This window comes from Variovorax sp. AC194 (assembly GCF_979257995.1).
On the sequence record NZ_OZ409823.1, the window covers coordinates 1,107,523 to 1,129,260 of the forward strand.

A 21,738-nucleotide genomic window follows, 5' to 3' on the forward strand; every position below is an offset into this window, starting at 1 on the left:
TATAGTCATGCGGTTAAACGACTATCGCTTTAAAAAATCTATCCGGTGCAAGCAGTGAATTTCGTTCCTACTAGATCAATTCCAATTTCCGGTGATCTCACTTCAATTTTTTTGAACGGCATCAATTCGTACAACTCATTTGACAATGAGGTCAAGCGCATTTTCACTCAACTCGTGAATGGCAAAAGTGCGGATGAAATCAAAATTGATAGGATGCTGAACGGAGGAGCCTTCGAAGAGTTAAAGGCGGTAGTTAGCCGAACTGATCGTCAACGATTCGGTATCTTTTTTACTGGTCATGAATTGGCCAAATTAGCCGCGTCAAAAGTTAAAAATAAACTAAGCGAAGGCGCGTCATTTGCTGATCCTTCTTGTGGCGCAGGCGATCTGATACTGGCTTGTCTAGCATATACGCCACTAGCAAATACTCTATCTGAAACCCTGGAAAACTGGGGGGAACTAATATCTGGTGTGGAACTGCATCCCGAGTTGGCGAGGGTAGCTCGTCGTCGGATTGCGTTATATGCTGCTTCAAAAATAAAGCCCAAAATAAAAAGCGAGGCAGGAAAAAATCGAGCGCCAAAATACCTCAAAAATATTGTCGCGGGTGATTTTCTGAGTTGCACTTCAGCATTAAAAAATGTTGATTGTGTGGTGATGAATCCTCCGTTTGGGTCAAAAAAATTCGAGAAAAAATATAAATGGGGTAAAGGGCTGCTTCAGCTTGCTGGCGTTTTTGTGTGGGAAGTTTTAGAGGCTGCAAAAGTAGGTCAAGAAATCGTCGCTGTCCTTCCGGATGTTTTACGAAGTGGATCGAGATATATTAAATGGCGCGCACAAGTGGCGGAGTTGGCGGAAGTTATAGAAGTTCAGCCAATAGGGCAATTTGATGAAGATGCAGATGTTGACGTATTTATTCTGCATTTAAAGAAAAAAGAGAAAAAATCTGCTGATCCAAAAATAAATTGGGGGTTTTTTGCGGATTCAAAGAAAATAACTAAAACGGTCGAAGAAGATTTTCGCGTCTCGGTTGGCGCGGTGGTCCCGCACAGGCACAAGGGAAACAAGGGGAGCTGGCATCCATACCTCAATGTAGCGTCTGCACCTTTCGGCCAAGAAATTTCTAGCTTGGAAAATCGCCGTTTCGAAGGAAGTTTGCATCAAGGCCCTTTTTTAGTTTTGCGAAGGACTTCGAGTCCACGCGATAAAAATCGAGTGGTAATGAGCTTTTACCTCGGCAATCAAAAAGTCGCCATCGAGAACCATCTAATAGTCTTTCAGCCACTTGATGGGAAAATTGAGTCATGCAAACAATTGGCTGATATTTTGCGTCGACAGAGCACAAGGGAGTGGCTTGATAACCAAATTAGATGCCGTCATCTTACAACCGGTATTTGTAAGCAAATACCGCAATAAGGAATTAAATGGCGACTAAAGGTGCATTTCGTTTTTCTCCCAAAATATTGGCTAGACTCGGTGAAGAGCTCAATCAAACCGCCGATCAGAGTATCGGGGAATTGGTTAAAAATGCCTATGATGCTGACGCAACGATTTGCCGGATTGAACTGTTAAACATTGCACAGCCGGGCGGTTCAATTATCGTAAGTGACGATGGGGACGGGATGGACGCCGAGGCCATTACGGAAAAATGGCTGGTGCTTGGGCGATCAGAGAAAAATTCCGAAACGCTAACGAGAAAAGGCCGTTATCCGGCAGGCAGTAAAGGACTCGGACGTCTAGCTGCGTTACGGATGGGCGAAAAAGTTCAGCTTGAAACTATACCCCGTAGAAATTCCCGACGGCTGCACGAACTCACTATAACGTGGTCTGATTTCGATCGTGCCAAAGTCGTTGAGCAAGTTGAACTTCCAATTGAAATTAAGAAAAATGCAAAGGGCGGGCACGGCACTCGCACAAAATTAATAGGGCTGCGGGGAAAGATTAATGGAGAGGAGCTCCGCCGATTGGCGCGATCACTTTTATTGCTAACTGATCCGTTCAATGAGAGTCAGCAAGGATTCCGCATAGAGCTGCTGGCTCCTGAATTCAGGGAAATTGAAGCGCTTCTTAAGAAGAAATATTTCGATGATGCCAGCTATCACCTAAAAGCCTTTGTAACAAAGGGCGTGGCTAGCGCATCCATCGTAGATTGGCAGGGGAATGTGCTGGCTTCAGCCGACCATCAAAAAATTAGACGACGTCGAGCTGACGAGCTATACGAATCGCCAGATGTCGTTTTTGATATGTGGGTGTTTTTGCTGGGATCAACAGATGAAATATTCAGTGCCAGAAAAGCTGGCAAAGGTGAAATTCAGAATTGGCTCAAGCAATTCGGGGGGATCCATGTTTATCAGGATGGTATCCGAGTCTCACCATACGGAAACGCTGGAAACGATTGGTTGGAACTAAATTTAGCGCGAGCGAGGAGTCCAGAAGAACGGCCTAGTACCAATACATCAATTGGGCGAGTTCTTGTATCCGGAAGCGGGGAAAATGCGCTTATTCAAAAAACAGATCGATCTGGTTTTATAGAAAATGAGGGCTTCTCCGAGCTCAAGAGTTTTGCAAATGATTGCCTTGCCTGGCTGGCACGATGGCGTCTCGAGCAAGCGGAAAATAGGCGAACGCGAGAGAAAAAAGAAACAACCAGCGCCCTTTCGATCCACCAAGAAAAAATAAAAAGCGTAATTGCAATGCTTGATGAGGGGGCGCAAAAGAAGTTCGAAAATGCTTTTGCTGGATATGAGCGTACCCGCGATAAAGAGACTGATGACTTGCGAAAAGAAGTTCAGCTCTACAGAACTTTAAGCACTGCAGGGATAACCGCGGCGACTTTTGCTCACGAATCCCAAGGCAATTCTCTGAAGAGCATTAATATTAATGTCACTACATTAAGGAGCAGAATTAAGAAGCTAGTTCCTCCTCAAAGTAAAGAGAAATTATCCGAGCCTGTTGAGGCGATTGGAGATGCTGCAAAATCGCTCGCGACATTGGGCGTTGCAACGCTGAGCATCATAAGCAATAACAAACGCCGTGTTGAACGGGTCGAAATTCATGCGGTACTTGATAATCTCCTTAAGTTATTAACGCCTTTTAGTGACGGAAGAACAACGACCGTACTTAGAGAGTATGGACAAGGATCTCCATTTTTAAGAACTTCGGTTGCAGCGCTTGAGTCGGTGTTTGCCAATTTAATAAATAACTCCTTAGCCGCATTCGAAAGAGCCGGAACTGAGGATAGACGGATTAGGATCAAAACAACGGTGCGGGAGACTCAAATTCTGGTCGCTATCGCAGACTCTGGGCCGGGAATCATTGACCTTGGCGTTGATGATATTTGGTTGCCGGGAATTAGTGCTAGCCCAGACGGTACCGGCTTAGGATTGACTATCGTAAAAGATACTTTGCGAGATCTCGGTGGTTCTATTGCAGTTGAGGCGGCAGGCGCTCTCGGCGGGGCAGAGTTTATGGTGGAAATCCCCATATTGGGAGCTTAATATGTCAATTACGCTTTTAAATCGAGTTATAGATACGGTTCGCCTTATAGACGATGAACCAATTGTTCGAACCTCTTACCGCCAGCCGGTTGATGATTTGAACCTGAATGCAATTGAGGTTGTAAATCGCATCGGTAGTTTGGCTGAATTTGAAAAACTCTTCAATTTTGATCGAGATGCGGCCATATGCGATTTCAATTTAAAGAGGCGCTCCTACTCCGCGTTCGATGGCGATGTTCTGGTGTCGCATCTTTATAAGAAAAATGTCCCTGCTGTGCTATGCACTAGATACGCGGATGATTTGCCAGAGGCAATTCGGCATCGGCGAAGACATATTCCAATTGTTATTCCTCCGGAAGAGCTTTCTGAGGAGGCTTTGATTTATGCGTTTAAAACTTGCATAGCGGAATTCGGGAATCAATATTCTAGAGATAGAAAACCGTGGCGGACTTTAATTAGGATTGAGGGGTGTGAGCCTACCGGTGCGGATCAATTGCGCCTTAGCCTATTTATTCCTGGTTGGAATTCTTCCGAAGGTTTGACCTTTACTGTGCCGACTTCACCTGATACCGCTGACCAAAAGGCCATCGAACATATACAAAAGGAACTCCAAAAAGGCGAGGTTGCACGCGTGTATGCCCAAGTGAATTTAGGAGCGGAGCGCAAGCAAGATATTTATATCTATGATTGGGCTGTTAAATGAAAGAGTCCTTTTATCCTGTTTCAAAATTGAGAGAATTCGATGCGCGAGAGTCGATTGATTCAGATTCTGAAATAGTTGTACTTGACGTCGGACATGGAAACGCGGCCGTGGTGCGCGAAGGAAAAAAATGCATAGTAATTGACGCGGCGGGAGGCTCTCATGTGCTGGAGTTTCTTCAGGAAATCGGCATCGAATCCGTGGATCTCATTATTCTTTCGCATTCGGATAAAGATCACATTGACGGCCTTATTGCGTTACTGGGATCAGGACTTGAGATAAAAGAGGTAGCGTTGAATGCCGATGCTGAAAAAGGATCGCAAATTTGGGACGACATCGCAAAATTACTGGAGGATTTTCGTATTGCCGGGCGAACAGTGGCTCGCGTGGGCGTTACCGTAGGTAATTTGAGTTTGCCTGGATTTGAAGATGTCGAGGCGTTGGTATGCGCCCCATCAACCTATCTCGCGATGAAGGGTGCCGGAGGGAAGGATCGGGATGGGCGCGCGATCACAAGTAATTCAATTTCCGTGTGCATCAAGATTTTTTATAAAAAACTACCTGTAATGCTTTTTGCCGGGGATTTGGATGCAGTAGGACTTAAAGAGGCGGTTCGTAGCCAGGTCGATCTGAGTGCACCTATGCTTGTATTTCCCCATCATGGCGGAAGTCCAGGTTCGGGTAGTGAGATAGACTTCACCAATTCTTTATTGAGCGCGGTAAATCCTGGAGTGGTTTTTTTCTCCATCGGACGTCACAAATTGATGAATCCGCGTGTGGATATTGTTGCGACGATAAAAAAGTTCGGAACGACAACTAAGATTGCCTGCACTCAAATATCAAAGCATTGTCACCCTGCTGATCAGGAGCACTTGCTGTTAGCTAAATTCGATAGCGCATATCCCTTTAGAATTTCGAGTTCTTCTTGCGCTGGAAATATTCGAGTGAATTTGCCATACGTTGAGAATTCTGCTGCTCACTTCTCTCTTCACGAAAAATTTGTCTCGACAAATCTTCCGAACGCCATATGTAGGGCTCAGTGAGAGAGAGAGTGGCATTCACCAGAAACTGAATCAATGAATGCGCTTATCGGATCACCCCCACCTTCCTCGCAATCGCCACCGCCTGCGTCCGGCTCTTCGCATCCAGCTTCATGTTGATGTTGCGCAGGTGCGTGCGCACCGTGCTGTCCGACACGAACAATTTCTCCGCCATCGCATTGTTCGAGTACCCCTCGGCCAGCAGCTGCAGCACGCGAATCTCCTTGCGGGTCAGCGGCTCCTTGATCGCGTCGCCGGCCGGCGCCGTCTCCGCATCGATCACCGCCATCGGCCCCATCGCCTGCAGCAGCCGCTGCAGGTAGTCCGCCAGGATCGGATCGCCGCGCGTCGAAGAAGAAGGCGATGCAGCCGCCTCCTGCGCCGCCGCATTCGCATACCGCTGCACCAGCACCCCCACAGCCGGCCCTTCGTCGAGGATCAGCCGCATGAAGCCTTCCTGGCTCGCGGTCTGCAGCACGGCGCCGATCTCGTCGATCGCGGCGGCGAGGTCGCCGGCGCGCTGCAGCGCCATCGCGCGCAGCACGCGCAGCTTGAGCACGCGGCGGTTGCGGTTCGATGCGACGGCTGCGTGCATCTCGGCATCGAGCACCGCGAGCGCCGCGCGCGCATCGCCGAACGCGATGTCCCAGCGCGCCTTCGCGAGCGCCAGGTAGTCCAGGTCGTGCGCGGCCAGCTGCTGGCGCCGCTCGCGTGCCCACAGCTCGGGGTCGTCGGCGCGCAGCAGTTCGTCGCGCGACGCAGGCCCGTTGCCTTGCAGCAGCAGCATGCGCGAGCGCTCCAGCTTCGCGCTCGCCACCACGCGGGGCAGTTGCCGGTGGTGCCCGAGGTATTCGAGCTCGGTCAGCGCCTGGACGGCCGCGTCGATGTCGCCCGCATGGAACGCGATGCGCGAGCGCATCACGTGGCTCAGGATCATGTGGTCCGGCAGGCCCACGTCGCGCGCGAGCGGCAGGTACACGTTCAGCAGGTGATCGGCCTGCGGCAGCTGGTTCGACTCGTACACCACACCCGCGTACAGCACGCCGGCCCAGGCGTTGCCGTGGCTGTGGTTGTAGGACACCGCATGCGTCGTATCGACCGCCATGCGCAGCCGCGCGGTCGCCTGGCGGAGGCGCCCTTCGTGCAGGTCGAACAGGCCCGCCAGCGACTCGGTGTACATGCGGTTGAAGGTGCTGTTGCCTTGTTCCCGCCGCGCGGCGTCCAGGAGGCGCTGCGCCTCGCGCTGGTCGCCGCGCACGGCCAGGATGTTGGCCATGGCGTTGAGCAGCACGCTGTCGGCAAAGGCCAGGCCCGTGGGCATGCGGGCCAGGCTGGCGCGGCCCGCTTCGTAGGCTTCGTCGTGCTTGTCCTGCATGGCCAGCAGCAGCGGCACCAGCGCGTGCGCGCTGGCCCGCACCTCGGGAATGGCGCTGTCGATGCAGCCCGATTGCTCGAGCATCTGCATCGCCTCCCACGGCCCGTGCGTGAAGCAGGTGGCCCACAGCGCGATGGGCTGCAGGAACGGGTGCGCGCGCAGCTGGTGTTCCGGAATCGCCGAGAACCAGCGCGCGAGCATGCGCATGCGGCCCTGCTCGAGGAACTGCCCCGCATAGCTGTCCAGCAGCGTGAGCGCATGCGGATGGTCGCCGCCTTCGATCGCGTGATCGATGGCCGGCACGGGCCGGTCCTGCGATTCGTACCAGCCCGAGGCCGCGAGGTGCAGCCGCTCGATCTCGCCGGGTTGCTCCCGCACCAGCTGCGCGCGCAGGAAGTCGGCGAACAGGCTGTGATAGCGCCACGCGCGGCCGTCGCCGCTCACGGGCGTCAGAAAAAGATTGGCCGCGGCCAGCTGCTCCAGCAGGGCCGCGCAGTCGATGCGCGGGTTGAGCGCCTGGCACACCGAGGCGTCGAGCTGGCGCAGGATGCTGGTGCGCAAGAGGAAGTCGCGAATCTCTTTGGGCTGGTGCGCGAGCACGTCTTCGGCCAGGTATTCGGCCACCGCGCGGTCGGAGCCCGAGAAGCGTTCGACAAATCCCGTCTCGGTGCCGTGCCGCTCCAGCGCCATCGACGCGAGCCAGATGGCGGCCACCCAGCCTTCGGTCTTGCGGTGCAGCTGCGAGAGCAGTTCGGCCGGCAGCGCTTGCGATGCTTGCGATGCCTGAGATGCGTGGGCCTGCCGCAGGCCGAAGAAGGCGCTGGTTTCCTCCAGCGTGAAGCGCAGGCGGTCGGTGTCGATCTCCATCAACTGCCCGCGCGCGCGCAGCCGCCCCAGGCTCAGGTCGGGCAGGCTGCGCGAGCCGATCACGATCTGCCCGCCGCGCGGCAGCTGCTCGATGATCTCGCGCACGAGGCCGAGCACCGCGGGCTCCTGCACCACCTCGAAGTCATCCAGAAAAAGAGTGAAGGGCGCGTCGTGCGCGGCCAGCGCGGCCACGGCGTCGAAGGGGCCGTTGGCGCGGGGCTCTTCCACGCCCAGGCGCTGCGCGGCTTCGGCCAGGCAATTGAGAAAACGCGAGACGTCGTTGTCGGCGCGGTCCAGCGTGATCCACGCGGTGGCGGTGCCCTGCGCCTCCATGCGCTCGCGGATCTGCGCCATGGCGGTGGTCTTGCCGAAGCCGGCCGGCGCGCGCACGAGCACCAGCTTGACGCTGGCCGCGGCGATCTCCTCGCCGATGGTTATGCGCGGCACCTGCGTGGCGACGAAAGCAGGCGGGTTGAGCTTGGTTTCGAGAATCCGGAGAGAGCGCGGTGATGAGCGCGGTGAAGAGGGCGGTGAAAAGGGCGGTGGAGCAGCAGGAGAAGGCATCGCAAACGGGGGAGTGAGCGCCTTGAAATTCCGTCGCTTCCGACGATTCCGGCCGTCGATTCTGCTGCCTAAACTGGTTTTCGGACAACCTTCCGGAGACAACCCAAGATGCAACTCGATGCCAGTATTTCCGCCGTCGTGACCGGCGGCGCCTCGGGCCTGGGCGCCGCCACCGCGCGCCGCCTGGCCAGCCACGGCGTGAAGGTCGCGCTGTTCGACCTCAACGCGCAGCAGGGCGAAGCGCTCGCGAAGGAGCTGGGCGGCGTGTTCTGCAAGGTCGACGTGACCTCCGAGGAGCAGGTCGACGCCGCCTTCGCCAAGGCCCGCGCGGCGCACGGGCAGGAGCGGGTGCTGGTCAACTGCGCGGGCACCGGCAATGCGGTCAAGACCGCGAGCCGCGACAAGGCGACGGGCGAGATCAAGCACTTTCCGCTCGCCAACTTCGACCGCATCATCCAGATCAACCTGGTGGGCACCTTCCGCTGCATCGCCAAGTCGGCGGCCGGCATGCTCACGCTCGATGCGCTGCAGGACGGCGAGCGCGGCGCCATCGTCAACACCGCCTCGGTGGCCGCGCAGGACGGGCAGATGGGGCAGGCCGCCTACACCGCGTCGAAGGCCGGCATCGTCGGCATGACGCTCCCGATCGCGCGCGACCTGATGAGCGAGGGCATCCGCGTGAACACGATCCTGCCGGGCATCTTCGACACGCCGCTCCTGCAGGGCGCGCCGGACAACGTGAAGGCGGCGCTCGCGGCGTCGGTGCCGTTTCCCAAGCGCCTCGGCAACCCCGCGGAGTACGCGACGCTGGCCGAGCTGATGATCACGAACGGCTATTTCAACGGCGAGAGCGTGCGGCTGGACGGCGCCATTCGCATGGCGCCGCGGTAAGACAATTCCCCACCCATCAACAGGAGACTCCCATGCCCGAAGCCTATATCGTCGCCGCCGCCCGCACCGCCGGCGGCCGCCGCAACGGACGCCTGTCCGGCTGGCACCCCGCCGACCTCGCCGCGCAGGTGCTCAACGCGCTGGTCGAGCGCACCGACGTCGATCCGGCGCTGGTGGAAGACGTCATCATGGGCTGCGTCGGCCAGGTCGGCGAGCAGGCCTCGAACATCGCGCGCAACGCGGTGCTGGCTTCGCGCCTGCCCGAGTCGGTGCCGGCCACCTCGGTCGACCGGCAGTGCGGCTCGTCGCAGCAGGCGCTGCACTTCGCGGCGCAGGCCGTGATGTCGGGCAGCATGGACATCGCCATCGCCGCCGGCGTCGAGAGCATGACGCGCGTGCCCATGGGCACGCCGAACATCCTGCCGATGAAGAACGGCCTGGGCTTCTACGTGAGCCCGCTGATGCAGCAGCGCTACCCCGACATCCAGTTCAGCCAGTTCACCGGCGCCGAGATGATCGCCAAGAACTACGGCATCGAGAAATCCGAGCTCGATGCCTACGCGCTGCGCAGCCACCGCAACGCCATCGCGGCCACGAAGGCGGGCCGCTTCGACGCCGAGATCGTGCCCGTGGCCGCGCGCCTGAACGATGGCAGCGAGCCGGGCGACATGCACACCGCCGACGAAGGCATCCGCTACGACGCCACGCTGGAGAGCATCGCGGGCGTGAAGCTCATCGCCGAAGGCGGCCGCTGCACCGCGGCCACCGCCAGCCAGATCTGCGACGGCGCGAGCGGCGTGATGGTGGTGAACGAGCGGGGCTTGAAGACGCTGGGCGTGAAGCCGCTCGCGCGCATCCACCACATGAGCGTGATGGGCCACGACCCGGTGATCATGCTGGAGGCGCCGCTGCCCGCCACGCAGCGCGCGCTCGCCAAGGCCGGCATGAAGATCGAGGACATCGACCTGTACGAAGTCAACGAAGCCTTCGCGCCGGTGCCGCTGGCCTGGCTGCAGGCGCTGGGCGCGGACCCGCAGCGCCTGAACGTCAACGGCGGCGCGATCGCGCTGGGCCATCCGCTGGGCGCCTCGGGCACCAAGCTCATGACCACGCTGGTCCACGCGCTCGCGCAGCGCGGCAAACGCTATGGGCTGCAGACGATGTGCGAAGGCGGCGGCATGGCGAACGTGACGATCATCGAGCGGCTCTGAGGGCGCGCGCGGACCTGCTCGATCAGCCCACGGACCAGTCGCAGCGCAGTTTGTGGCGGGCGCCGCGGTATGTGAGGGCGCCTGCATTTCCGGAGATCCACAGCGTGGCCTTCACTTCCGGCCGCTCCAGGCTCGTGCCGCTCGCGCGCACGAGCTTGCGGCGGTAATCGACGAACCTCTGCTGCAAGGCGAACCGCTCGCCCGCGTGCTGCGAATCGCCGGTGCGCGCGATGACGAGTTCCGTCAATCGGCCCGTCGAAAGGCTGGACTGGATCTCCACCGTGTAGGCCGGGCCTTCGCACAGCATGCTGCCGGTCGCGAAGGCGGGCGAGGCGCACAGCAGCCATGTGCCGGCGGCCAGCAGCATGCGTCGCAGCCTGGGGCGCGTCTTGTTGTTCATGGTCATCTTCTCGTGGTTCATCGCGCGGCCCTCGCGCCGGACGCGCGCGCATTGTCGAGAATCCGCGCCGCGTCCTGCGTCGGCGGCAGGCCGAACGCGCGGGCGTATTCGCGGCTGAACTGCGTCGGGCTCTGGTAGCCCACGTCGAACGCGGCAGCGGTGACGTTCCGGCCGCCCGCGATGAGCAGCATGCGCGCCTGCAGCAGGCGAATGCGCTTCTGGAACTGCAGCGGGCTCAGCGCGGTCACCGTCTTGAAATGGCGGTGGAAGGCGGACGGGCTCATTGCCGCTTTCTCGGCCAGCGTGTCGATGCGCAGCGGCTTGGCGAAGTCGCGCCGTATCCACTGGATGGCCAGGCCGATGCGCGCGAGCGCGGTGTCGGGGTTCGCGATGTCGCGCAGCATCCAGCCGTGCGGGCCCTGCAGCACCCTGTAGAGAATCTCGCGCTCGTAGGCCGGCGCCAGTGCCGGGATGTCGTCCGGCCGCGTCATGAGCCGCAGCATGCGGACCCACGCATCCATCAATTCGTCGGACACGGGCGCCACCGAGAAACCGGCTTGGTGCTCGCCCGCATCGGCAGGTTTGGGCAGGTCGATCAGCAAGGCGGAAACCACGGCGGGATCGAGCGTCAGGCTGACGGCGAGATACGGCTCCCCGGAGGCCGATGGCCGCACCGTGCCCACCGCGGGCAGGTCGATGGACATCACGAAATAGGTCGCGGGGTCGTAGTGCAGCGTGCGGTCTCCCACCGTCATCGACTTGCTGCCTTGCAAGATGAGATTGACCATCGGGTCGTAGACCGCGGCCAGCTGGTGCTCGGGGATCGCGCCTTTGACCATGGCCACGCGCGGGATGCCGGTCTCGGTGCGCCGGTTGGCGGCGTTCGCTGCGAGCGCGCGCAGTTCGTTCAGCGGGTCTGTCATTGCTGTGCATCTAACCGCAGTGCCGTGCATTGCACAAGCCTTCGAGCAGGCCATCGGGCAGGAATAGGCAGGCATGAGGCAAGAACAGGCAGGCCGGAACCGGGGCCGATCGATATCGTCGATGCACACCTTCACACACGAAAGAAAGACATGAGCGTCATCGTCATCACCGGCGGCAGCCGGGGCATCGGAGCCGCCACCGCGGTCGAATGCGCACAGCGCGGGATGAGCGTCATCCTCACGTACAAGAGCAACCCGACGGCCGCCGACGCCGTGGTCCGGCGCATCAAGGCGGCGGGCGGCAAGGCCGTGGCGCTGCCACTCGACGTGGCCGATGCGCAAAGCTTCGGCGCATTTCGAGGCACCGTGCAGCGCACGCTGGAAACGGCATGGGGCGCCACGACGCTGCACGGCCTGGTCAACAACGCGGGCTACGGGCTCTACAACCCCATCGAGACGGTCACGCCCGCGCAGTTCGACGGCCTCATGAACGTCCACCTCAAGGGACCGTTCTTCCTCACGCAGGCGCTGCTGCCGCTGATGGCGCAGGGCGCGAGCATCGTGAACCTCACCAGCGCCACGACGCGCGTGGCCACCGCGGGCGTGGCGCCTTACGCGGCATTCAAGGGCGGGCTCGAAGTGCTGACGCGCTACATGGCCAAGGAGTTCGGCGAACGGCGCATCCGCGCCAATGCCGTGTCCCCCGGCGCGATACGCACCGAACTGGGCGGCGGGTTGACCGGCGAGTTCGAGGCCCTGCTCGCATCGCAGACCGCGCTCGGCCGCGTCGGCGAGCCGGAGGAAGTCGCCCGGGTCATCGCCCACCTGCTGTCCGGCGAGAGCGGCTGGGTCAACGCGCAGTCCATCGAGGTCACGGGCGGCTACGCTGTCTGAACCCAAAGGAGTGCCACGATGCTCGACCATGTCTTCCTGTCGGTGAGCGACCTGCGTCGCTCGATCGATTTTTACACCGCCGCCCTCACGCCGCTGGGCATCACGACCCGGCTCGACTACGACGGCAAGAACGGCCCGCCGGGCCACCCGGACCTCAAGGGCTTCGGTGCGAACGGACGCGTCTTCTTCTGGCTGCGCGAGGGCGTGGTGCAGGGGCGGGCTGTGCACGTCGGTTTCGTGGCATCGCGCACGGCAGAGGTCGATGCCGCCTACGCCGCTGCCATGGCGGCCGGCGCCACGGACAACGGGGCGCCCGGCGCACGGCTGCACTACGACCCGCGTTACTACGCGGCCAACGTGCTGGACCCGGATGGCTACAGCCTGGAGTTCGTCTACAAGAGCTGGCAGCACCCGCAGTGAAGCAAGGCGGGCAGCGCCTCACGTACGCGGCTCAGTCCTCGAACTCGCGCCCCGTGCGCGGCGCATCGGGCGCCTGCTCGTCGAGCGACTGCCGGTAGCGCACGCAGCCTCGCATGAACTGCGGCCAGTCGGGCACGGTGAAACTCGGGTCGCTTTGATCGGGCAGCAGCGCCCAGAGATCGGGGTGGTGCCAGCACAGGTCGTGGCCGCTCGAATCCCTGTGCTGCCGGATGGCGGCGCGGAGCTTGCGGACTTCCGCGACGAGCGCTTCGCGGGGGAGTGCATCGAGGTCTTCATCCATCGCGTGAACCTCCGTGGATGGGTCTGGGTGTGGGGGTGGGTGGGTGTGGATGGGGCAAGCCGCCACTGTTGGCCGAAACCCGGCGCGATGCAAGCGGGCATCGCGGGCCTGCCCGGGCGCTCAAGCCTGCCAGGCTTTCAACGCGGCCCGCAGGCACTCCTCGAAGCCGCGCTCCACGCGCGAGGGATTCACCGACTCGATGCCCAGCGCCTCGTGCGTGACGCCGTGTTCGCCCGAGCGCTGGTCGTAGGACGACACGTGGTGCACCTGCCGCGTCGCTGCGAACGCGCGCAGCGCGAAGACCGATTCGCGCGAAGCCAGCTCCGCCAGCCGCACGCCGGCGACCGGTGAGAACCGCACCGAGATGTAGGGCTTGTAGGGGTTGGCCAGGTCGTCGTCGACGATCGCATCGTGCCGCGAGGCGACGAGGTCCGCGACGAAGCCCTCGAGCAGCGGCCGTGCGTTCGCCTCGACCAGGGCCTTGAACTCCGAGAGAAACGCGTCGCGCGCGACCTGCGTGTTGATGGCGGCGGCCGCCTTGCTGGCCGCGCGCGCGGCGACCTCGGCCTTGTGTTCTTCGATTGCTTTTTGGACCAGCGACATGGAGTGAGAGAGAGGGTGCTTCGGGTGTCTGCGTTCGCGTTCGCCCGAAGTGCCGAGGTGCTCGGCGCAGGATCGGGGGCGTCGGGAGCCCAAGTGATTCCATGCGGAAAAATCGGGCGCGGCGACTGTAACGGCGCGACTTGACTGCCCCCTGCGCAAAGGTCAAAAGTATCGCCCGGCGATACCGAAAGTAGCAGTCAGGGGCGCGGCCCGAGCGGCTTGCGCGCGAGATGGATCGCGACGATCCCGAGCGACAGCCGCTCGAACGAGACGTCCGCGAACCCCATCTCCCGCAGTTCCGCGGCGAGCCCTTCGGCCGTGGGGAAGTCCTGGATGCCCTTGAGCAGGTAGCGGTAGGCCGAGGCATCGCCGCCGGTCGCGGCCCATCCGATGACGGGCATGCACGCGGCCATGTAGCCGAGGTAGGCGCGGTGCAGCCAGCGCACGGAAATGTTGGACGCCTCCAGCGCGATGAAGCGGCCGCCGGGCTTCAGCACGCGGAGCGCTTCGCGCAGCGCCAGCTTGCGCTCGCAGATCTTCAGGCCCAGTGAGATGGAATAGAGATCGACGCTCGCGTCCGCAATCTCCGGCATCGCATGCGCATCGAGCACCCGGAACTCGACCGGCACCTTCAGCTGCGTGGCGCGCCGGCGCGCGATCGCGAGCATCTGCGGGCTGATGTCCGAGGCGACGATCTTCTGGCCGGACTGCAGGCCCTGGCGCCGCGCCACCTTCAGCACGACATCGCCCGTGCCTGCCGCGACGTCGAGCAGATCGGTCCACGGCTCCTGCGTGATCAGCGCCGCGACCCGTCGCTTCCACAGCCGGTGGATGCCAAAGCTGAAGAGGTCCGACAGCAGGTCGTAGCGTCCGGCGATGCGGCCGAACACGTCGTCTTCTTGGGTGTGGAAATCGGCTGCGTTGTTCATGGATGGGGCTGTCGCGCAGGTGCGGGGTGCGCGGATTCTGCCGCAGGGGCATGTCTTGCCCCGGGGGCGATCGGACCGCCGCCCTTACCTGATGCGCACGCCGCTCGCGAGCACGATCCCCGGCACGACCAGCATCAACGCCAGCACCACCGCCGCCGTGATGGGCTCGCCCATGAAAGAGGCCGCGCCGAGCGTGGTGAGCACCGGCACCGCGGCGGCCGACAGCGAGGCGCGCGCCGCGCCCAGGTGCGAGATGGCCACCGCATAGGCCACCAGGCCGAGCACGCCGGCGACCACGCCTTGCCCCACGGCCTGCAGTGCCACGTCGGCCCAAGGCGCGCCGAGCAGCCGCGGCGTGCCCGTGAACCACAGCAGCGGCAGCAGCAACAGCATCGACCACCCGTTGACGAAGGCCGCACCTTGCCATGGTGTCAAGCCGCAATGCCCGAAGGCGAGCGAGTAGACGGCCCAGAGCATCGCGGCCGCGAGAAAGAGCAAATCGCCCTGCCAACTCAGCGAGCCCGGTCGGAAGCTGCCGACCGCGAAGAGCGCCATGCCGAGCGCGATGCAGCACAGGCCGATCAACCGGACGCCCTGCACCTTCTCTCCCTTGTGGATGCGCGCGCCGATGGCCGTGAAGAGCGGCAGGCTGCCGGCCATGAAGAGGCCCATGTGGCTGGCCGGCGCCCACTGCGCGCCGGCGAGCACCAGCAAGCCGAAGGGCAGTCCGCCGCCGATGACCAGCAGCACGAGCGCGATGCGCGGCGCCTTGGCCACGACGCGTCGCTTGCCGAACAGGAAGGGACACAGCAGCAATGCCGGAATGCCGTAGCGCAGCAGCGCGATGTCCAGCGGGCCGAGCGTGGTGGTGACGCCGTGGCGCGAGATGAGCTGCCAGGCGCTGCCCACGAGCGCCGCGGCCAGCGCAGCGAAGAGGCCGACGGAAAAGTTGCGATCCATCGCGCGAGTCTCGCGACGGCCCGGCGCGAAAGCTATCAGATTCGTGCGCCCGGCCCCAGCGTGCGGCGGGCTTCGCCCAGCGTGACGCCGACCGCGTGCCGGAACACGGCGCCCAGGTGGCTCTGGCTGCAGTAGCCGAGATCGTGCGCGATGCCAGGCAGGTCGCGGTCGCCATCGACCAGGCGCTCCATCGCCGTGGCCAGGCGCAGGTGCTGGCGGTACTGGTGCAGGCTGAGGCCGGTTTGCGTCCTGAAGCTGCGCGCCAGGTGGAACGGCGAGCGCGAGACGGCATCGGCGACTTCATGCAGCGACGGGCCCGCATGCCGGTCCGCGGTTTCCGCGAGCAGCCGCCGTGCGCCGGCGACAGGGCCCGTCAGCGGCACCAGCCGGCGCGCGCAACGCAGTTCGTCGACGAGCGAGGCGATCGGCGTCGCATCGCCATCGCCGGATCGAAGCTGCTGCTGCGCGGCGTGGACGCGGTAGAGCGACTTCGGCGAGAGGAAGCAGACAGCCGGCGCTGCATGCGCCGAGATCCGGCGATGCCCGCTGACGACCACGCTGCGCCGCGCGGCCTGCGCACCCGGCCGCAGCTGATAGACCGCTGCGTCGCCGAAGCTGATGGTGGTGAGCCCATCGACCAGCCAGGTGTCGTTGCCGAAACGCAGGTCCAGCATCGCGCGGCTGATCGGAAAGACGATGCGCTGCGACGCCATGACGTAAGGCACACTCCATTCATGGCCATGCGCATGCGAGCGAACGTGCTCCACCTCGAACTCGCGTCCGGCGTAGAGAAGGGTTCGTTCCTGGGGCATGGCGTGGGTGCGAATTCGCGAGCGGCAGTGTCACGCAAACGGGTAGGGCCCGTCCATCTTTCCGATGTGGCTCACGTGGCTCACCATGCCCTCGGCCTCGTTCCACAGGTGCAGCATGCAGCCCGGCCGCCCCGCGTAAGACGCGGGCGCCGCGTCGGGCGCCAGCCGCAGCGCGATCTCGGTCGTGCTGCTCGGGCACGAACAGACGACCGTGCCCGCCCATCGCTTGAGCATCGTGCGGTGCACGTGGCCGCAAAGCACAAGCTCGATGTTGCCGGCGCTTCGCACGATGGCTTCGAGCGGCGCGGCGTCGATGTACCGGTAGCTGTCCATGTACGGAATGCCACTCGCGAACGGCGGGTGATGCAGCATCAGCAGCGTCGGCTTCTGACGGTCGGCATCGAGCGTGCGCTGCAGCCACGCGAGACCCTCGGCATCGGCGTGTCCGTGATGCAGCCCGGGAACGCAAGCGTCGAGCGCGACGATGCGCACAGGGTGCGTGTCGATGCAGTAGTGCAGCGCGCCCGTGGTGGGCAGATAGGCGTGGTCCGCGAAGGCGGCGCGGAAGTTCTCGCGATGGTCGTGGTTGCCGGGGATGACGAGGTACGGCAGCGCGAGTTGCGCGAGCAGGCGGCGCACCTGCGCGTACTCCTCGGGGCGGCCTTCATCGACGAGGTCGCCGGTCAGCAGCACCAGGTCGGGCTGTCGGTCGAGCCCATGCAGGTGGGCGATGGCCGCTTCGAACATCCGGTTCGAATCGACCACGCCCTGGTACAGCTGGCCGGCGGGCCGGACATGGGGGTCGGAGATCTGTGCGATGAGCATGACGGGGGAGGCGCCTGAATGGTTCTCTCCGTCAAGCACGATCCGTTCCCCGTGCCGGTGGCGGGCGCCTTTTTATTTCGTGAGCGCGAGGAATTGCGGCCCGCCGCCCGAGGACACGATGCTCACGCCCGTACCGAGCGCGCCGGTCGCCCTGTCGATCGTGAAGAAGGTGATCGTGTTGTCGGCTTGGTTGGCCGTGTAGGCGAAGCGGCCCGTGCGGTCCACGGTCACGGAGTTGGGCACGTTGCCCGCCGCGAAAGGCTGGCCCGGCACCGGCGTGAGCGCGCCGGTGCGCGGGTCGATGCTGTACGCCGAGACGTTGTTGGAGCTTCTGTTCGCCGCATACAGGAAGCGGCCGCTCGGATCGATGGCCATGCCGAAGGGCGTGTTGCCGGCGGGGACCGAGCCGATCTGGGTCAGCGCGCCAGTGGTCGCGTCGATCGCGTACGCGAGCAGCGTGCCGGGGTTGTTGCCGACGTTGGCATAGGCGAAGCGGCCGGTGGGTTCGACGGCGATGTCGGTGAGTCCGCTGCTGCCGGGCAGCGCGACCGACGCGGGCGGAGAGATCGGCGCGCCTGTGGCCGGGTCCAGGCGGAACGTGGCCAGGGAGTTGCCGTTGACCACCACGAACGCGAAGCGGCCTTGGGGGTCCAGGCCGATCTTGCGGCTGACGCCACCGGCAACGGCCGTGCCGCCGGTGAGTTCGCCTGTGTTGGGATCGACGTCGAGGGTGTGCAGCGACCCGTCCCCGATCACGTAGGCATGCTGGCCGTTGGGCGCGATACCGACGAAGTACGGGTTCGTTCCGACACCTGCGGTGATGGCGCGCTGCTGTGTCAGCGTGCCCGTGGGAACGGTGGTGGTGTCGATGGTGTACTGGATGACGCCCCTGGTGGCGCCTGAGATGTTGCTGGCGTAGATGTACGGCTTCGAAGGGTGCGTGGTCACATGCTGAGGCGTCCCGCCCACGGGGAAGCGGCCGGCATCCGTCAGGCTGCCATCGGAATTGACGATGTACATCGAAACATCGCCCGTGCCCTCGTTGGCGGTGAAGGCAAAGCGATCGGCGCCCGGCGTCGTGCAGGCGATCGTCACCGAGGCGATGGGCGCCGTGGTCACCGTGCCGAACGCCTGCTTCGCGATGCACACCTGCAGCGCGGTGGGCTGCGTCTTCACCGTCACGCCGTAGTCGGCGCCGACTGCCACCTGCGTCGCGAAGCTGAAGGTGCCGTCGGTGCTCACCGCGAGGTCGTCGCCCGCATTGTTCTGCAGCACCAGCCCGCCGGCCGCGTCTAGGCCCGTGACGGCGACGCTCACCTTCTGGCTCGTGGTGGCGCAGACCACCGCCACGTTGGCGACGTCGGCATTCCCGATGGTGCCGGACGCGTTGTTCACGGTGCAGGTCTGCGAGGGCGTCGAGGGCTGCTGCTTGACGCTCACCGCGTAGCTCGCGCCCTTGTCGAGTTTCTCGCTGAAGACGAAGGCGCCGTTGGCCGCCACGGCCACATCGGTGGCACCAGCGAGTTGCAGCACGAGGCCGCTGCCCTGCAGGCCGCTGACGTTGCCGCCCACCGCGTACTTCGCCGCGGTCGACGGTGGCGGAAAGGGAAAGAACGAGAAGCCGCCACCGCCTCCACCGCCGCCGCACGAAGCGAGCGCCAACGGCACCAGGACGAACAGGGCAAGACGAAGACGAGAAACGAGCGGCATCGCGGGCATTTTTTACCTCCTGCAACAAACGGGCGGGAGCGATGTTAGCGGCACATCGTTCCATTTGCACGTCCGCCGATAGGCGTACTTTCCGCGCGCTCGTCAGATACCGATGAACTGCGCCACTTCATCCAAAGGCGCGCGCTCGGTCACCAGCGCATCGATCGGCTTACTGCGGTCCGCGTAGCCGATGGCCATGCCCGTGAACAGCATCCGCTCGGGCGGCAGTTCGATGAAGCGGCCGATGGTCTGCGGGTACATCGCCCAGCATTCCTGCGGGCAGCTGTCCAGGCCCTCGGCGCGCAGCAGCAGCATCACGCTCTGCAGCACCATGCCCAGGTCCGACCACTGCGGCGGACCCATGCGGCGGTCCACCGTGCAGAACAGCGCGAGCGGCGCGCCGAAGAACTGGTAGTTGCGCGCAAACCATGCGCGCCGCGCGGCCTTGTCCTCGCGCGGAATTCCCAGGCGCGCATACATCGCCTCGCCGACCGCGAAGCGGCGGTCGCGATAAGGCGCGACGAGCTCGCGCGGGTAGATGTCGTATTCGGTGCCTTCGCCGGTCGGCGCTTCGTGCACGCGGGTGCGCATGAGCGCCTTGAGTTCATCGAGCCGTTCGCCGCCCACCACGTGCAGGTGCCAGGGCTGCAGGTTGCCGCCCGAGGGCGCGCGCAATGCTTGCTGCAGCACGCGGCGGATGACGTCGGGCGCCACGGGGTCGCTCAAAAATTCGCGCACCGATCGGCGGCTCGCAACGGCTTCGTACACGTTCATGCTTTGGCTTTCACTCGGAAGAAAGGCGGGACGAAATCGTCCTGGATGACACCGATGCTAGGGGCAACCCTCAGGTGCTCAATCGTCCGTTCCGACGATGTGGCGCGCGCGAGGCCCTGCCTACGATGCAGCCGGCCGCTGCATGAGATTCCCGTTGGCGCACAGGAGACAAGAACATGTTCGGATTGATGCAAGACCGCCCGCTGTTGATCTCTTCGCTGATCGACCATGCGGCCACCTTCCACCCGCGTGCCGAGATCGTGGGGCGCTCCGTGGAGGGGCCTGTTCATCGCACCAACTACGGCGAGGTGCAGCGCTGCGCCAAGCAGGTGGCCAATGCGATGAAGGTGCTGGGCGTGGCGCCCGGCGACCGCGTGGGCACGCTCGCATGGAACACGCACCGCCACCTCGCGCTGTACTACGGCGTCTCGGGTTCGGGTGCGGTGCTGCACACGGTGAACCCGCGGCTCTTTCCGGAGCAGATCGACTACATCGTGAACCACGCGGAAGACAAGGTGCTGTTCTTCGACACCACCTTCGCGCCGCTGGTCGAGAAGCTCGCGCCGCAGCTGAAGACCGTGCGCGCCTTCATCGCGATGACCGATCGCGCGCACATGCCCGCCATCGATGTGCCCAACCTGCTGTGCTACGACGAGCTCGTCGGCGCGCAGAGCGAGCACCACACCTGGCCCTCGTTCGACGAGCGCACGGCCTCGTCGCTTTGCTACACCTCGGGCACCACGGGCAACCCCAAGGGCGTCTTGTATTCGCACCGCTCCACCGTGCTGCATTCGCTGATGGAGTGCGCGCCCGACACCTTCGGCGTCAACTCGCAGATGACGCTGCTGCTCGCGGTGCCGATGTTCCACGCCAATGCATGGGGCATGCCGTATGCGGCGGCCATGACCGGCATGAAGCTGGTGATGCCCGGCCCGCACATGGACCCGCAGAGCCTGTACGAGCTGATGCGCGACGAGAAGGTCGGCTTCTCGCAGGCCGTGCCGACCATCTGGCTCATGCTGTTCCAGTATTTCGATGCGCATCCCGAAATCGACACGCACGCCATTGGCTTGAAGCGCATCGGCGTGGGCGGCGCGGCCACGCCGCGCGCCATGATCGAGCGTTTCGAGCGCGACTTCGACGCCGACTTCGTGCAGGGCTGGGGCATGACCGAGACCAGTCCCATCGGCGTGATCGGCAACCTGCTGCCCAAGCATCGCGCGCTGTCCAAGGAGGCGCAGACCACGGTGAAGATGAAGCAGGGCCGGGGCGTCTGGGGCGTCGAGATCAAGATCGCCGGCGAAGACGGCCAGCGCCTCGCGCACGACGGCAAGGCCTTCGGCCACCTGCACGTGCGCGGTCCGTGGATCGCGAGCGGTTACTTCAAGGGCGAGGGCGGCAGCGTGCTCGACGCCGAAGGCTTCTTTCCGACGGGCGACGTCGCCACCATCGACGAAGACGGCTACGTGCAGCTGGTCGACCGCGCGAAGGACGTCATCAAGTCGGGCGGCGAGTGGATCTCGTCCATCGACCTGGAGAACGCCGCGAGCGCGCACCCGGCCGTGGCCGAGGCCGCGGTGATCGGCATCGCGCATCCGAAGTGGCAGGAGCGGCCATTGCTCATCGTGGTCAAGCGCGCGGGCATGGAGGTCACGGGCGAGGAACTGCTCACTTTTCTTTCGACGCGCGTGGTGAAGTGGTGGCTGCCCGACGACGTGGCTTTCGTCGACAGCCTGCCGCATACAGCCACCGGCAAGCTGCTGAAAACCAGGCTGCGGGAAATGTTCAAGGGATATGTCGCGGCGAAGTCAGTTTGATGACTTGTTCGATTTTTCTGTGGACAACTCTGTGGGTTGCCGGAGGAGGGCGGGCTTCAAAGCGAGCAATGGCGGGGCTTCCCACCACGTTGCCTGTTGAATGAGCAGCCCTTCGGCCGGCGGGGAAAACGTGCGACGCAAACTGGTGCGTTCGCAGCCGGCATAAGGGGAAATCCTCAGCAGATTTCATGTGCGATGCGCGGCGGTCTTGCGTAACATCGCCGG

20 protein-coding genes are annotated in these 21,738 nt (G+C 62.8%); 9 read left to right on the forward strand and 11 right to left on the reverse strand.

Annotated elements, in window-relative coordinates:
- The first annotated feature begins 45 nt into the window (after window positions 1-45).
- The 4 genes from ACZYRS_RS05255 to ACZYRS_RS05270 are packed head-to-tail and all read left to right on the forward strand — an operon-like array spanning window position 46 to window position 5,240.
- The gene (locus ACZYRS_RS05255) at window positions 46-1,416 is read left to right on the forward strand and encodes an N-6 DNA methylase (RefSeq protein ID WP_463418381.1); all 1,371 of its coding nucleotides are present in this window, start codon (window positions 46-48) and stop codon (window positions 1,414-1,416) included.
- 8 nt (window positions 1,417-1,424) lie between these two features.
- The gene (locus ACZYRS_RS05260; protein WP_463418382.1) at window positions 1,425-3,497 is read left to right on the forward strand and encodes a sensor histidine kinase; all 2,073 of its coding nucleotides are present in this window, start codon (window positions 1,425-1,427) and stop codon (window positions 3,495-3,497) included.
- 1 nt (window position 3,498) lies between these two features.
- Window positions 3,499-4,200 (forward strand): hypothetical protein, encoded by a 702-nt coding sequence (locus tag ACZYRS_RS05265; protein ID WP_463418383.1) that lies wholly within the window; start codon window positions 3,499-3,501, stop codon window positions 4,198-4,200.
- Entirely contained in the window at window positions 4,197-5,240 is a 1,044-nt protein-coding gene (locus tag ACZYRS_RS05270) for a ComEC/Rec2 family competence protein (protein WP_463418384.1), read from the forward strand. Before ACZYRS_RS05265 ends, ACZYRS_RS05270 begins: the two co-directional genes overlap by 4 nt.
- Window positions 5,241-5,283: 43 nt before the next feature.
- Here the strand turns inward: ACZYRS_RS05270 and ACZYRS_RS05275 are convergent, their stop codons facing one another.
- Window positions 5,284-8,043 carry a LuxR C-terminal-related transcriptional regulator gene (locus ACZYRS_RS05275; RefSeq protein ID WP_463418385.1) on the reverse strand — a complete coding sequence of 920 codons (2,760 nt, stop codon included), beginning with the start codon at window positions 8,041-8,043 and terminating at the stop codon, window positions 5,284-5,286.
- 108 nt (window positions 8,044-8,151) lie between these two features.
- Here ACZYRS_RS05275 and ACZYRS_RS05280 point away from each other — a divergent pair, with 108 nt between their 5' ends.
- Both ACZYRS_RS05280 and ACZYRS_RS05285 read left to right on the forward strand, forming a co-directional pair.
- Window positions 8,152-8,934 (forward strand): SDR family NAD(P)-dependent oxidoreductase, encoded by a 783-nt coding sequence (locus ACZYRS_RS05280; protein WP_463418386.1) that lies wholly within the window; start codon window positions 8,152-8,154, stop codon window positions 8,932-8,934.
- 32 nt (window positions 8,935-8,966) lie between these two features.
- Window positions 8,967-10,145: an acetyl-CoA C-acetyltransferase gene (locus ACZYRS_RS05285; RefSeq protein WP_463418387.1), complete on the forward strand. Its 1,179-nt coding sequence runs from the start codon at window positions 8,967-8,969 to the stop codon at window positions 10,143-10,145.
- Between the two features lie 22 nt (window positions 10,146-10,167).
- Here ACZYRS_RS05285 and ACZYRS_RS05290 read toward each other — a convergent pair whose 3' ends face one another.
- Window positions 10,168-10,545 carry a hypothetical protein gene (locus ACZYRS_RS05290; RefSeq protein WP_463418388.1) on the reverse strand — a complete coding sequence of 126 codons (378 nt, stop codon included), beginning with the start codon at window positions 10,543-10,545 and terminating at the stop codon, window positions 10,168-10,170.
- A 17-nt stretch (window positions 10,546-10,562) separates the two neighbouring features.
- Window positions 10,563-11,468, reverse strand: coding sequence for an AraC family transcriptional regulator (locus ACZYRS_RS05295; RefSeq protein ID WP_198786612.1), 906 nt, complete (start codon window positions 11,466-11,468; stop codon window positions 10,563-10,565).
- A 150-nt stretch (window positions 11,469-11,618) separates the two neighbouring features.
- Here ACZYRS_RS05295 and ACZYRS_RS05300 point away from each other — a divergent pair, with 150 nt between their 5' ends.
- Together ACZYRS_RS05300 and ACZYRS_RS05305 are read left to right on the forward strand one after the other, a co-directional pair.
- Window positions 11,619-12,362: an SDR family NAD(P)-dependent oxidoreductase gene (locus ACZYRS_RS05300; protein WP_463418389.1), complete on the forward strand. Its 744-nt coding sequence runs from the start codon at window positions 11,619-11,621 to the stop codon at window positions 12,360-12,362.
- An 18-nt stretch (window positions 12,363-12,380) separates the two neighbouring features.
- Entirely contained in the window at window positions 12,381-12,782 is a 402-nt protein-coding gene (locus ACZYRS_RS05305; protein WP_198786610.1) for a VOC family protein, read from the forward strand.
- 31 nt (window positions 12,783-12,813) lie between these two features.
- Here the strand turns inward: ACZYRS_RS05305 and ACZYRS_RS05310 are convergent, their stop codons facing one another.
- The 8 genes from ACZYRS_RS05310 to ACZYRS_RS05345 form a co-directional block, all read right to left on the reverse strand.
- Entirely contained in the window at window positions 12,814-13,083 is a 270-nt protein-coding gene (locus ACZYRS_RS05310) for a hypothetical protein (RefSeq protein ID WP_463418390.1), read from the reverse strand.
- Window positions 13,084-13,203: 120 nt separating this feature from the next.
- Entirely contained in the window at window positions 13,204-13,686 is a 483-nt protein-coding gene (locus tag ACZYRS_RS05315) for a hypothetical protein (protein ID WP_463418391.1), read from the reverse strand.
- 197 nt (window positions 13,687-13,883) lie between these two features.
- Window positions 13,884-14,615 (reverse strand): ubiquinone/menaquinone biosynthesis methyltransferase, encoded by a 732-nt coding sequence (locus tag ACZYRS_RS05320; protein WP_463418392.1) that lies wholly within the window; start codon window positions 14,613-14,615, stop codon window positions 13,884-13,886.
- Between the two features lie 84 nt (window positions 14,616-14,699).
- Entirely contained in the window at window positions 14,700-15,575 is an 876-nt protein-coding gene (locus ACZYRS_RS05325) for a DMT family transporter (protein WP_463418393.1), read from the reverse strand.
- Between the two features lie 35 nt (window positions 15,576-15,610).
- Window positions 15,611-16,387 carry a helix-turn-helix domain-containing protein gene (locus ACZYRS_RS05330; protein ID WP_463418394.1) on the reverse strand — a complete coding sequence of 259 codons (777 nt, stop codon included), beginning with the start codon at window positions 16,385-16,387 and terminating at the stop codon, window positions 15,611-15,613.
- 30 nt (window positions 16,388-16,417) lie between these two features.
- On the reverse strand, window positions 16,418-17,212 hold the full coding sequence (locus ACZYRS_RS05335) for a phosphodiesterase (protein ID WP_463418395.1): 795 nt from the start codon (window positions 17,210-17,212) through the stop codon (window positions 16,418-16,420).
- A gap of 72 nt (window positions 17,213-17,284) precedes the next feature.
- Window positions 17,285-18,931 (reverse strand): lactonase family protein, encoded by a 1,647-nt coding sequence (locus ACZYRS_RS05340; protein WP_463418396.1) that lies wholly within the window; start codon window positions 18,929-18,931, stop codon window positions 17,285-17,287.
- Window positions 18,932-19,024: 93 nt separating this feature from the next.
- On the reverse strand, window positions 19,025-19,696 hold the full coding sequence (locus ACZYRS_RS05345) for a nitroreductase (RefSeq protein WP_463418397.1): 672 nt from the start codon (window positions 19,694-19,696) through the stop codon (window positions 19,025-19,027).
- A 176-nt stretch (window positions 19,697-19,872) separates the two neighbouring features.
- On the opposite strand from ACZYRS_RS05345, the gene ACZYRS_RS05350 reads away from it, so the two are divergent.
- Entirely contained in the window at window positions 19,873-21,513 is a 1,641-nt protein-coding gene (locus ACZYRS_RS05350; RefSeq protein WP_463418398.1) for a long-chain-fatty-acid--CoA ligase, read from the forward strand.
- Window positions 21,514-21,738: the final 225 nt, after the last annotated feature.

What these genes read in the sequence shown, in the direction of transcription:
- ACZYRS_RS05260 (WP_463418382.1), top strand. Translation starts at nt 1,425, where the DNA reads ATGGCGACTAAAGGTGCATTTCGTTTTTCTCCCAAAATATTGGCTAGA.
- ACZYRS_RS05265 (WP_463418383.1), top strand. Translation starts at nt 3,499, where the DNA reads ATGTCAATTACGCTTTTAAATCGAGTTATAGATACGGTTCGCCTTATA.
- ACZYRS_RS05270 (WP_463418384.1), top strand. Translation starts at nt 4,197, where the DNA reads ATGAAAGAGTCCTTTTATCCTGTTTCAAAATTGAGAGAATTCGATGCG.
- ACZYRS_RS05275 (WP_463418385.1), bottom strand. Translation starts at nt 8,043, where the DNA reads ATGCCTTCTCCTGCTGCTCCACCGCCCTTTTCACCGCCCTCTTCACCG.
- ACZYRS_RS05280 (WP_463418386.1), top strand. Translation starts at nt 8,152, where the DNA reads ATGCAACTCGATGCCAGTATTTCCGCCGTCGTGACCGGCGGCGCCTCG.
- ACZYRS_RS05285 (WP_463418387.1), top strand. Translation starts at nt 8,967, where the DNA reads ATGCCCGAAGCCTATATCGTCGCCGCCGCCCGCACCGCCGGCGGCCGC.
- ACZYRS_RS05290 (WP_463418388.1), bottom strand. Translation starts at nt 10,545, where the DNA reads ATGAACAACAAGACGCGCCCCAGGCTGCGACGCATGCTGCTGGCCGCC.
- ACZYRS_RS05295 (WP_198786612.1), bottom strand. Translation starts at nt 11,468, where the DNA reads ATGACAGACCCGCTGAACGAACTGCGCGCGCTCGCAGCGAACGCCGCC.
- ACZYRS_RS05300 (WP_463418389.1), top strand. Translation starts at nt 11,619, where the DNA reads ATGAGCGTCATCGTCATCACCGGCGGCAGCCGGGGCATCGGAGCCGCC.
- ACZYRS_RS05305 (WP_198786610.1), top strand. Translation starts at nt 12,381, where the DNA reads ATGCTCGACCATGTCTTCCTGTCGGTGAGCGACCTGCGTCGCTCGATC.
- ACZYRS_RS05310 (WP_463418390.1), bottom strand. Translation starts at nt 13,083, where the DNA reads ATGGATGAAGACCTCGATGCACTCCCCCGCGAAGCGCTCGTCGCGGAA.
- ACZYRS_RS05315 (WP_463418391.1), bottom strand. Translation starts at nt 13,686, where the DNA reads ATGTCGCTGGTCCAAAAAGCAATCGAAGAACACAAGGCCGAGGTCGCC.
- ACZYRS_RS05320 (WP_463418392.1), bottom strand. Translation starts at nt 14,615, where the DNA reads ATGAACAACGCAGCCGATTTCCACACCCAAGAAGACGACGTGTTCGGC.
- ACZYRS_RS05325 (WP_463418393.1), bottom strand. Translation starts at nt 15,575, where the DNA reads ATGGATCGCAACTTTTCCGTCGGCCTCTTCGCTGCGCTGGCCGCGGCG.
- ACZYRS_RS05330 (WP_463418394.1), bottom strand. Translation starts at nt 16,387, where the DNA reads ATGCCCCAGGAACGAACCCTTCTCTACGCCGGACGCGAGTTCGAGGTG.
- ACZYRS_RS05335 (WP_463418395.1), bottom strand. Translation starts at nt 17,212, where the DNA reads ATGCTCATCGCACAGATCTCCGACCCCCATGTCCGGCCCGCCGGCCAG.
- ACZYRS_RS05340 (WP_463418396.1), bottom strand. Translation starts at nt 18,931, where the DNA reads ATGCCCGCGATGCCGCTCGTTTCTCGTCTTCGTCTTGCCCTGTTCGTC.
- ACZYRS_RS05345 (WP_463418397.1), bottom strand. Translation starts at nt 19,696, where the DNA reads ATGAACGTGTACGAAGCCGTTGCGAGCCGCCGATCGGTGCGCGAATTT.
- ACZYRS_RS05350 (WP_463418398.1), top strand. Translation starts at nt 19,873, where the DNA reads ATGTTCGGATTGATGCAAGACCGCCCGCTGTTGATCTCTTCGCTGATC.